Annotated in this window: 11 protein-coding genes; 8 read left to right on the top strand and 3 right to left on the bottom strand. The window is 68.3% G+C overall.

Annotation, left to right across the window (positions count from 1 at the left end):
* Positions 1-143 precede the first annotated feature (143 nt).
* Complete coding sequence (locus QK444_RS26045; RefSeq protein WP_282784614.1) at positions 144-1,532, top strand: dipeptidase; 1,389 nt, start codon at positions 144-146, stop codon at positions 1,530-1,532.
* On the opposite strand, the gene QK444_RS26040 is transcribed toward QK444_RS26045, so the two are convergent.
* Positions 1,529-2,173, bottom strand: a complete 645-nt coding sequence (locus QK444_RS26040; protein WP_282784612.1) for an MBL fold metallo-hydrolase — start codon at positions 2,171-2,173, stop codon at positions 1,529-1,531. The two genes, QK444_RS26045 and QK444_RS26040, sit on opposite strands and share 4 nt — an antisense overlap.
* Before the next feature lie 237 nt (positions 2,174-2,410).
* Between QK444_RS26040 and purS the strand changes: the two genes are divergently transcribed.
* Positions 2,411-2,644 (top strand): phosphoribosylformylglycinamidine synthase subunit PurS, encoded by a 234-nt coding sequence (gene purS / locus QK444_RS26035; RefSeq protein ID WP_029926445.1) that lies wholly within the window; start codon positions 2,411-2,413, stop codon positions 2,642-2,644.
* Positions 2,641-3,318 carry a phosphoribosylformylglycinamidine synthase subunit PurQ gene (purQ, locus tag QK444_RS26030; RefSeq protein ID WP_282784609.1) on the top strand — a complete coding sequence of 226 codons (678 nt, stop codon included), beginning with the start codon at positions 2,641-2,643 and terminating at the stop codon, positions 3,316-3,318. Before purS ends, purQ begins: the two co-directional genes overlap by 4 nt.
* A gap of 15 nt (positions 3,319-3,333) precedes the next feature.
* On the opposite strand, the gene QK444_RS26025 is transcribed toward purQ, so the two are convergent.
* Positions 3,334-4,413 (bottom strand): substrate-binding domain-containing protein, encoded by a 1,080-nt coding sequence (locus tag QK444_RS26025; RefSeq protein WP_282784607.1) that lies wholly within the window; start codon positions 4,411-4,413, stop codon positions 3,334-3,336.
* Positions 4,414-4,458: 45 nt separating this feature from the next.
* Between QK444_RS26025 and QK444_RS26020 the strand changes: the two genes are divergently transcribed.
* From QK444_RS26020 to QK444_RS26005, 4 genes are all read left to right on the top strand, one after another.
* The gene (locus QK444_RS26020) at positions 4,459-4,896 is read left to right on the top strand and encodes a MarR family transcriptional regulator (RefSeq protein ID WP_282784605.1); all 438 of its coding nucleotides are present in this window, start codon (positions 4,459-4,461) and stop codon (positions 4,894-4,896) included.
* Between the two features lie 154 nt (positions 4,897-5,050).
* Entirely contained in the window at positions 5,051-6,370 is a 1,320-nt protein-coding gene (locus tag QK444_RS26015) for a M18 family aminopeptidase (protein ID WP_282784603.1), read from the top strand.
* A gap of 64 nt (positions 6,371-6,434) precedes the next feature.
* Positions 6,435-6,686, top strand: a complete 252-nt coding sequence (locus tag QK444_RS26010; RefSeq protein ID WP_282784601.1) for an Arc family DNA-binding protein — start codon at positions 6,435-6,437, stop codon at positions 6,684-6,686.
* Positions 6,686-7,102 carry a type II toxin-antitoxin system VapC family toxin gene (locus tag QK444_RS26005; protein WP_282784599.1) on the top strand — a complete coding sequence of 139 codons (417 nt, stop codon included), beginning with the start codon at positions 6,686-6,688 and terminating at the stop codon, positions 7,100-7,102. The genes QK444_RS26010 and QK444_RS26005 overlap by 1 nt, the downstream gene beginning before the upstream one ends.
* 126 nt (positions 7,103-7,228) lie before the next feature.
* On the opposite strand, the gene QK444_RS26000 is transcribed toward QK444_RS26005, so the two are convergent.
* Positions 7,229-8,401 carry a helix-turn-helix transcriptional regulator gene (locus tag QK444_RS26000; RefSeq protein WP_282784597.1) on the bottom strand — a complete coding sequence of 391 codons (1,173 nt, stop codon included), beginning with the start codon at positions 8,399-8,401 and terminating at the stop codon, positions 7,229-7,231.
* A 377-nt stretch (positions 8,402-8,778) separates the two neighbouring features.
* Between QK444_RS26000 and QK444_RS25995 the strand changes: the two genes are divergently transcribed.
* Positions 8,779-8,991 carry a hypothetical protein gene (locus QK444_RS25995; RefSeq protein WP_029926459.1) on the top strand — a complete coding sequence of 71 codons (213 nt, stop codon included), beginning with the start codon at positions 8,779-8,781 and terminating at the stop codon, positions 8,989-8,991.
* Positions 8,992-9,130: the final 139 nt, after the last annotated feature.

Here is a 9,130-nt window from a genome sequence, read left to right as displayed (position 1 = left end):
GGGGCGGGGGGGCGGCCCCCCACCGCCCTGGCCATCGAGACCTACTGCCCGGATCGGCTCGCCGCCTACCTGGAGGAAACGGGAACACTGAGAACCGGTGACACGCTGAAATCCCAAGGCAACCAGTAAGTCAGGAGCTGACTATGACCGATACCGCCGAGGCGGAAGACGATCCGCGCACCGCCGCACTGCGCGCCGCCGTGCGCAAATACATGCCACAGGCGAAAGCCGATCTCGCCGAACTGGTTTCGTTCAAGTCGGTGGCCGACCCCCGCCAGTTCCCGGCCGAAGAATGCCGAAAGGCCGCGCAGTGGGTGGCCGATGCCTTCGCCGCCGAGGGGCTCACCGACGCCGGACTGCACACCACCCCCGACGGCACCGACACCGTGGTGGCCCGCCGCGCCGCACCCGCCGGGAAGCCGACCATCATGCTGTACTGCCACTACGACGTGCAGCCGCCGCTGGACGACGCGGCCTGGCATACGCCGGTGTGGCAGCTCACCGAACGGGACGGGCGCTGGTACGGGCGCGGGGCGGCGGACTGCAAGGGCAATATCGTCATGCACCTTACCGCGCTGCGGGCGCTACGGGAAGTGCTGGGGGACAGTGGTTTCCCGGTGGGGTTGACCTTGGTGTCGGAGGGCTCGGAGGAACAGGGCACCGGCGGGCTGGAGCGATTCGTGCCGCAGCACGTGGACCTGCTGCGAAGTGACACCATCCTCATGTGCGACACCGGCAATTTCGCGGTCGGCGTACCCACCTTCACCGAAACCCTGCGCGGCAACGTGAATATCGTGGTCACCATCGAAACCCTCGGCAGCCCCATGCATTCGGGCACGTTCGGCGGCGCCGCGCCGGACGCGCTGGCGGCGCTCATCCACCTATTGGCGACCCTGCGGGACGAGCACGGCAACACCACCGTGGACGGTCTCGCCAACGATCAGGTGTGGGACGGGGTGCAGTATCCGCCGGAGCAGTTCCGGGCCGACGCCACCGTGCTGCCCGGGGTGGAGCTGGTCGGCAGCGGGTCGCCCGCCGATATGCTCTGGGCGCGCCCGGCGCTGACCGTGCTCGGCATCGACGCACCCAAGGTGGTCGGGTCGTCAGCCGCCATCCAGCCCACCGCCGCCGCCCGGCTCAATCTGCGGATTCCGCCCGGGACCGACCCGGGGCAGGCGCTGCGGCTGTTCACCGCGCATCTGAAGCGGCACACGCCCTGGCACGCCAGGGTGACGATCGAGACGGAAGGCGTCGGCGCGCCGTTCACGTCGGCGGCCGGGGGACCGGCCCGCACCGCCATGGAGGCCGCGCTGGCCGCCGCCTACGGTCGCCCGGCCACGACCGAGGGGCAGGGCGGAGCCATCCCGCTGTGCAATGTCTTCGCCGACACCTACCCGGACGCCGAGATCATGCTGTTGGGGGTGGAGGAGCCCAAATGCCTGATCCACGCGCCCAACGAGAGCGTGGATCCGACCGAGATCGAGCACATGGCGCTGGCGGAGGCGCTGTTCCTGGCGTCGTACGCGGATTAGAACTCGGTGTGGTCCTCCGGCTCGATGACCCGGAAATCCGTTCCGGCGGGCGTCATCTCATTGAGTCGGCCGAAGTAGATCCCCTGCGCCGCGTCCGCGATGATCCCGTAGTGGATGGGGAACGCGGTGCGGGGGTTCACGGCCCGCAGGTAGTCGACGGCCTCGCTGATCTTCATCCACGGCGCGACGGCGGGCAGGGCGAGGACGCCCACGGGGACCGGCGGCACCCACAGCGAGTCGCCGGGGTGGACGAGTTCGGCCGGATCGTCCGGGGTGCCGAGTTGGAAGACCGTATTGTCGATGACCGGAATCTCGGGGTGGATGACGGCGTGGCGGCCACCACCGCCGGTTACTTGTACATTTCCAACTTTCAAGACATTTCCGGCATGCACGGCTTCCCAGGGTTCCGCCCGCTGCTGCGCGGTCTGCGGATCGGAAAGCAATCGCGCCTTAGGATTGCCTTCGATAAGTTCGCTTATCCGATTCGGGTCGATATGGTCGGGATGCTGATGGGTCACGGCAATGGCGTCCAATCCGGTGATGCCCTCGAAACCGTGCGAGAAGTTGCCGGGATCGAACAGGATCTTCGTGCCGTGCAGTTCCACGAGAATGCAGGAGTGTCCGAAATGGGCTATGCGCATACTGTGTATATTGCCCCTCCGCTTCGCTCCGGGCGGGTCCGCGGCGCTGGAAGTCTCGGTTCTTCCCTCCCTACGCTCTCCCGCTTCGCTCCTCCGCTCCGGTCGGTCCAGAACCGAGACGCGCCGCGAACCGGCAGGTTGTGGTGAGCGGCACGGTCGAGTGGCCCCGGCGAGGTGTTCTCGAGCGGCGGCAATTACGCTGATCAGGTAAACCCCCACCAGCTTTAGGAGCAACACGTGGCACGTGTCGTGGTCGAGGTGATGCCGAAGGCCGAAATCCTGGATCCGCAGGGTCAGGCCATTGTCGGCGCGCTCGGGCGCCTGGGACACCCGGGCATCTCGGATGTGCGCCAGGGCAAGCGATTCGAACTCGATGTCGACGACAACGTCAGCGACGACGAGCTCGAGCGGATCGCCGAATCGCTGCTCGCCAACACCGTCATCGAGGACTGGAAGGTCGTCCGGCTGTGAGCGCGCGCATCGGTGTCATCACCTTCCCGGGCACGCTCGACGATGTCGACGCCGCCCGCGCGGTGAACATCGCCGGTGCCGAGGCCGTCAGCCTGTGGCACGCCGACGCCGACCTGAAGGGTGTCGACGCGGTCATCGTGCCCGGTGGTTTCTCCTACGGCGATTACCTGCGCTGCGGCGCCATCGCCCGCTTCGCGCCGGTCATGGGCGAAGTGGTGCGGGCCGCGGGCCAGGGCATGCCGGTGCTGGGGATCTGCAACGGCTTCCAGGTGCTGTGCGAGGCCGGGCTGCTGCCGGGCGCGCTCACCCGCAACGAGGGGCTGCACTTCATCTGCCGCGACCAGTGGTTGCAGGTGGAGACCGCCGATACCGCGTGGACCTCCCGCTACGAGCCCGGCGCGCAGATCCTCATCCCGCTCAAGTCCGGTGAGGGCCGCTACCAGGCGTCCGAGGCCGTACTCGACGAGCTCGAAGGTGAGGGCCGCGTGGTCTTCCGCTACGCGGGCGACAACCCGAACGGTTCCCAGCGCGGCATCGCCGGTATCGCCTCGGCCAACGGCCGGGTCGTCGGCCTCATGCCGCACCCGGAGCACGCCACCGAGGCGCTCACCGGCCCCAGCGACGACGGCCTGGGCATGTTCCTGTCCGTGCTGGACAGCCTGGTCTCGGCGTAGTCGGTCTCGGCGTAGTCAGCAGATGCGGTCCAGGATGTCGAAATCGACACCGTCGACCGCTGCGATATAGCCGGGCAGCACCACCTGCTGTCCGGCGAATCGCCTTTCCCCAGCAGGGGTTTCGAGCACGCGGTCGTCCTGGACGGCCGCGTGCACGCGTTTCACCTCCAGTGAGCCCGCCGCTTCCGCCATCGCCCGGAGGGTGTGGATCGCCTCGTACTCGGTATTACTGAAATTAGTGAGGGCGGGCGCGAATTCACCGTGCAGCCGTCGATACCGGGCCAACCGGTCCGCGTCCGCGCCCGCGTTCACGAAAAAGCTCGACGGCACATACAGATTCCGGTTGGCCGGTGCGCCCCCGGTGAGCAGCACGTTCTGATCCACCGCCGGGCTCACCCGCAGCTGCCGCTCGGCCCGCCCCACCCGGGTGAACTGGCGGTTGAACCGCGCCACATCGGCCCCGACCAGCAGCACGATCACCCCGTCCGCGCGATCCAGACGCGGATCGGCCAGAAACTCGGTGAAATCCTCGGTGCCCAGCGGCACGAACGTCTCCAGCGGCAGCGGCGGTTCCCGCCCGGCCTCGGCCAGCTCGGCGCGCACCACCTCGGCGGTCCGCCGCGGCCACACGTAGTCGTTGCCGATGATCGCCCAGCGGCGCGCCCCCAGTTCGCGGCGCAGCCAGCGCAGGGCGGGCAGGATCTGGCGGCTCGGATCCGAGCCGACCAGGAACAATCCGGGTGGGGCCTGATCCAGGCCCTCGTTGTCGGTGGCGAACAGGTACGGCACCCGCCCGGCCGTCACCCGGGCCACCGCCCGCCGCACCGCCGAGGTGTGCCAGCCGGTGACGGCGTGCACCATGCCGGTGGCCAGCAGCGCCTCCACCTCCCGTGCCACCTCCTCGGGATCGCGGCCCCCGTCGATGTGCGTCGTGCGTAATTCCCGGCCGAGAATTCCAGTGCCACTGTTGATTTCTTCGGCGGCCAGAGAAATGGCGGCCTCACAGGACGGTGCGAAGATACCGCCGGGCCCCTGGAGCGGGACTATGTTGAGGATCTCGATACTGTGATCGGGATTCTCCGGCGGCGGTACCATCGGTTACTCTGCTTCTCGTTGAGCGGAAATTGATGGGCGGACAATATGGCGACAATTGTAAGCAGCATTAACACGCTGCATGGAGCCCTGCGGGCCGCGGAACGCAGTTGGCTGCGTCACCTCGAGGAGGCGCTCGCCGCCCGTCGGCTCACCCCGGATCAGTGGTCCATGCTGTCCAATCTATCCGCCGACACCGGTATCACCATGAGTGAACTCGCCTCCCGCGCCCAGCTCGCCCCCTCCTCCGCCACCCGGCACGCCGACTGCCTGGCCGAACGCGGACTCATCTTCCGCATCGCCGCCGCCGCCGACCGCCGCCGCATCCTCATCGGCCTCAGCCGCCGCGGCGTCGACCTGGTGGGGGAGGTGCGCGCCGAGGAACAGCGCGCCGAAGCCGAACTCCGCCGCCGCCTCGGCGGGACGAACTATCAGGAGCTGCTGCGCCTGCTGGAGCAGGTCGCGGAGACCCCGCTACCCGACTGACCGCGCTCGCGGCTGAAGTTCGTGTCCACGGCGGGTACCGGCCGGTCCGGGCGCATCCGATGGGTCTGGAGACCGGCTGCCATGCCCCGGCCGGTCGTATCGCCGCTCGGATACCGGGCGGCGGATGCGAAGTGTCACTGCTTAGGATCGGCTCATGCCCGTTTCCGTGACCGCTGCCACCGCCGCCGGACTGTGCGAATTCATCGACGCCTCGCCGTCCCCGTTCCACGTATGCCGCACGGTCGCGGCGGAACTCGACGATCACGGCTTCACGAGACTGTCGGAATCCGCGCCCTGGCCGTCCAGCAGCGCGGGGCGCTACTACGTGGTGCGCGGCGGTTCGCTGGTGGCGTGGGCCGACGGTGGGCCGGGGGCGCCGTCCGGATTCCGGGGCGGGCAGGCCGCGCCGTTCCGGGTGATCGGGGCGCATACCGACAGCCCCAACCTGCGGGTGAAGCAGCATCCGGACCTCGCGTCCGCCGGCTGGCAGCTGGTCGGGCTGGAGCCCTACGGCGGGGCGTGGCTCAACTCGTGGCTCGACCGCGACCTCGGCATCTCCGGTCGACTGTCGGTACGCGACGGAAATGTGGTGCGCGAGCGGCTGGTTCGCATCGACGAACCGATCCTGCGGGTGCCGCAGCTGGCCATCCACCTGTCCGAGGACCGAGGCGGAGTGAAACTCGACCCGCAGCGGCACGTGAATGCCGTCTGGGGCGTCGGTGTCGAACCGCGCTCGTTCCTGGCCTTCGTCGCCGAACGCTCCGGCATCGACCCGGAGGCGGTGCTCGGCTGGGAACTCATGACCCACGACCTGGTGCCCGCCAAACTGATCGGCCGCGACCTGGACCTGGTCAGCGCGCCGCGCCTGGACAATCAGGGCACCTGCTTCGCGGGCCTGCGCGCCTTCCTCGCCGCCATCGCCGAACCCGGCGCGGCGGTACCGGTGCTGGCCATGTTCGACCATGAGGAGGTCGGCAGCCAGTCCGATCGCGGCGCCCAGTCCTCGCTGCTGCCCACGGTGCTGGAGCGCATCGTCCTGAGCCGCGGCGGCGGTCGGGCCGAATACCTCGCCGCCCTGGCCGGTTCCGTCTGCGCCTCCGGCGACATGGCCCACGCCACCCACCCCAACTACCCCGACCGCCACGAACCCATGCACCGCATCGAGGTCAACGGCGGCCCCGTGCTCAAGGTCAACCAGAATCTCCGCTACGCCACCGACGCCACCGGCGCGGGCGCCTTCGCCCTGGCCTGCTCCCAAGCCGACGTCCCTCTGCAACGCTACGTCCACCGCGCCGACCTCCCCTGCGGCTCCACCATCGGCCCCTTCACCGCCGCCCGCACCGGCATGCCGACCGTCGACGTGGGCGCGGCCCAACTGGCCATGCACTCGGCCCGGGAGATGATGGGCGCGGCGGACGTCCCCGCCTACGCGGCGGCGCTGGCAGCCTTCCTCACCCCGGAGATCGGGCGCTGATTTCGGTGATAGCGTCTGCCGATGATTGCTATCATTGATGGCAACATTGAATGGGTGATGCCATATGAAGAATGTGACGATCCGTAATATCAGCGACGAGGTGCACCGTGCGATTCGCCAACGCGCGGCCACCCACGGTCGCAGTGTCGAGGCGGAGATGCGTGCCATTCTCGCCGAGGCCGTACAGCCACCCGAGCGGATCAAGCTCGGTTCGATGCTCGCCGAGATCGGCCGCGAACTCGCGCTGACCGACGAGGAACACGCCTTGCTCGACAACCGCGACCGCACCCCGGCCGAGCCGCTGGAGTTCGATTAGTGATCATCCTGGACACCAACGTCATCAGTGAACCCCTGCGCCCGGTTCCCAATCAGCACGTCGCTGATTGGATCGACGCCCAAAGCGTCGAAACCCTCTATCTGAGCACCATCACCGTCGGCGAGCTGCGTTTCGGCGCGGCCGTCATGCCCCCCGGCCGCCGCCGCACTCAGCTCCTCGATCGGTTGGAAGGCACCATACTGCCGCTGTTCACCGGCCGCATCCTGCCCTACGGCCTGGACGCCACCGTTGCATACGCACACATCATGTCCACCGCCCGCGCCGCCGGATTGGCCATCTCTCCCCCCGATGGCATGATCGCGGCTACCGCGTCCGCCGCAGGCTTCGCCGTCGCCACCCGCGACACCGCACCGTTCGAAGCCGCCGGAGTGCCGGTCATCAATCCATGGCAATAGCTCGCTAGGCGCGGACGCCGACCTTCCGGCTGAGCTCGCGCACCTCGGTACGCATGCCCGTGGGTGGCTTCTTCGACAGCTCGCTCAGCATCTCGCGGGCATGGCCGTAGCGGATCGGTCCGCTCGTTAGAGGGTCACACCCAACCAGCGGGCGAACGCGCCTGTGCTGTCCGATTTCCGGCGCTCCGCCGCGGCGATGGCGAACAGCGACTCTCGGACATTCGGGTGGAGCTTGGTCTGCTGTGGGGCGATGCGGCGGGCCATGGTGAGGGAGTGCAATGCCTTGTCCGGCTGACCGGCGAGGATCCAGGCGCGGGCATTGTCTTGCCAGTGGTGTCCGGCACGGGTAGCGGAGATATCGGTGGGGAGTCGCAGGGCGGCACCCTCGCGAGCGGCTTTGCCGGGATCCCCGGCCTCGAGTTCGACCGCACAGGCGTGGATTTCGACATTGCCCGGTCCGAATTCCGTGGTGTAGAGGTCGCTCTCGCATTGCATCGGCCGAGCGAGTCCTCGGGCCTCGGTGACGAACTGCTGAGCCAGGTCGAGATTGCGGTCGCGTCCGGCAACGATCGCGCCTCGGAGCAGCCCGTAACCGCGCAGCACTCGCTCGGCCTCGCTCTGACCTGCCGCGAGCCCGATACCTTTTTCCACCAACGACATAGCAACCTCCGTCGAGCCGTGTGTCATGAGGAGGCGGGCACGTTTCATCAGGCTGCGCACTGTCATCAGCGGGTCGTCGACATGCGCGGCGGTCGAATCGAGGCGGTCCAGGATCAGCGCGGTCAGGGCGGTGTGGCCGAGGCGGGTACAAGCTCCCTCGGCCGCGATCCATGCGGAGCACAGCATGCGATAGGCCTGATCGCTTTCGCCGCCGGTATGGACTGCCCCGTAGAGTTGGCGGATCAGACCGGGCAACTCGGCAAGAGCCTTGCGTGTCTTGTCATTCCGCAGAGCGATCTCGATCGTGGTGAGGCGTGCCCGCAGCTCGGGCAGCGGCGCTGGCTCCACCTGCCGGACGAACGCACCCTCGGCGAGGATGGCGCGCAGATCCGCCAGACCATCGAGCGGCCCATCCTCTTCCAGAGTGTCGTAGTACGGGGTGCCCATCAGGTGTTCGGGCTCGACGCCGAGCACGAGAGCGGCCTTCGCGATGTAACCGGGCGAGGCGGGCTCGCGGCCCTGTTCGACCGCCCTGACCATGCCCTTGCTGTAGCCGATGCGGTTCGCGAACGCCTCCTGCGTCAAACCGGCGACCTTGCGCTCCGCTGCGATACGACTGCCGATGCCGTTGGTGGTCATGTCGAGAACCTCGCTCCGAGTGGGCGGGTACAGGTACGCCTACGAGCGTATCCGGAATCGGCGGCGCGCGATGGGGCAAGTTGCTGGCACTTTTCTGGTACTTCGGCTGGTAGTGGGCGTGTGAGGCTTCTTGTGGCCCCGGCACCGAGATGGTCTCGACGCCTCGGCGAGGGTGCCTCCACATCACCGATCGCATCGGAGGGAAGCGGAATGGACATCCTCGCCATCATTCTCATCGTTGCGGGCGTGCTAGCTGCCCTCACCACGCACCAGCACCGGCCGCCGCGCCACCGGCACGGGCGGCCTGTCGCCGAACTTCAGGCGCGGTTGGCGGCCGAGTCCGCGCGTACCTATCTTCCGCTGCGGGGGTGGTGAGTGTGGATCTCGTCAGCATTCCCGTTGGCGCCGACGCGATTTCCATCGCGACGCTGGTCAGTTGCGTGAGTCCGGCATGGGCGCAGCGCGATCCGCACCGGGCGATGCAGGTGCACATCGAGTGCGAGGTCGGGGTGTGCGTCACGAAATCCGTTGCGCACCAGATGTTGCGGGAGCAGGGGAAGCTGGTGCCGGATTCCGGGCGGGTACGGTGACCGGCGCGGGGTCGGCGTGGCGCGGACGGGATCGGGTCGACGGCCCGATCGGGTTCCTGCATCGTGATGACGGGGTGTGGCCGGTGGGCGCGGACGGCTGGCCGGTCACCGATATGGCGGTGGACGTCGACCAGTCCTG

Origin of the sequence: Nocardia sp. CC201C, assembly GCF_030010695.1 — a bacterium.
Taxonomy (GTDB): Bacteria; Actinomycetota; Actinomycetes; order Mycobacteriales; family Mycobacteriaceae; genus Nocardia; species Nocardia otitidiscaviarum.
Note: the sequence above shows the minus strand (reverse complement) of the source record. Positions and strands in the feature narration are given on the sequence as shown.

What these genes read in the sequence shown, in the direction of transcription:
- QK444_RS26000 (WP_282784597.1), bottom strand. Translation starts at nt 8,401, where the DNA reads ATGACCACCAACGGCATCGGCAGTCGTATCGCAGCGGAGCGCAAGGTC.
- QK444_RS26040 (WP_282784612.1), bottom strand. Translation starts at nt 2,173, where the DNA reads ATGCGCATAGCCCATTTCGGACACTCCTGCATTCTCGTGGAACTGCAC.
- QK444_RS26025 (WP_282784607.1), bottom strand. Translation starts at nt 4,413, where the DNA reads ATGGTACCGCCGCCGGAGAATCCCGATCACAGTATCGAGATCCTCAAC.
- QK444_RS26015 (WP_282784603.1), top strand. Translation starts at nt 5,051, where the DNA reads ATGCCCGTTTCCGTGACCGCTGCCACCGCCGCCGGACTGTGCGAATTC.
- QK444_RS26020 (WP_282784605.1), top strand. Translation starts at nt 4,459, where the DNA reads ATGGCGACAATTGTAAGCAGCATTAACACGCTGCATGGAGCCCTGCGG.
- QK444_RS26010 (WP_282784601.1), top strand. Translation starts at nt 6,435, where the DNA reads ATGAAGAATGTGACGATCCGTAATATCAGCGACGAGGTGCACCGTGCG.
- QK444_RS26045 (WP_282784614.1), top strand. Translation starts at nt 144, where the DNA reads ATGACCGATACCGCCGAGGCGGAAGACGATCCGCGCACCGCCGCACTG.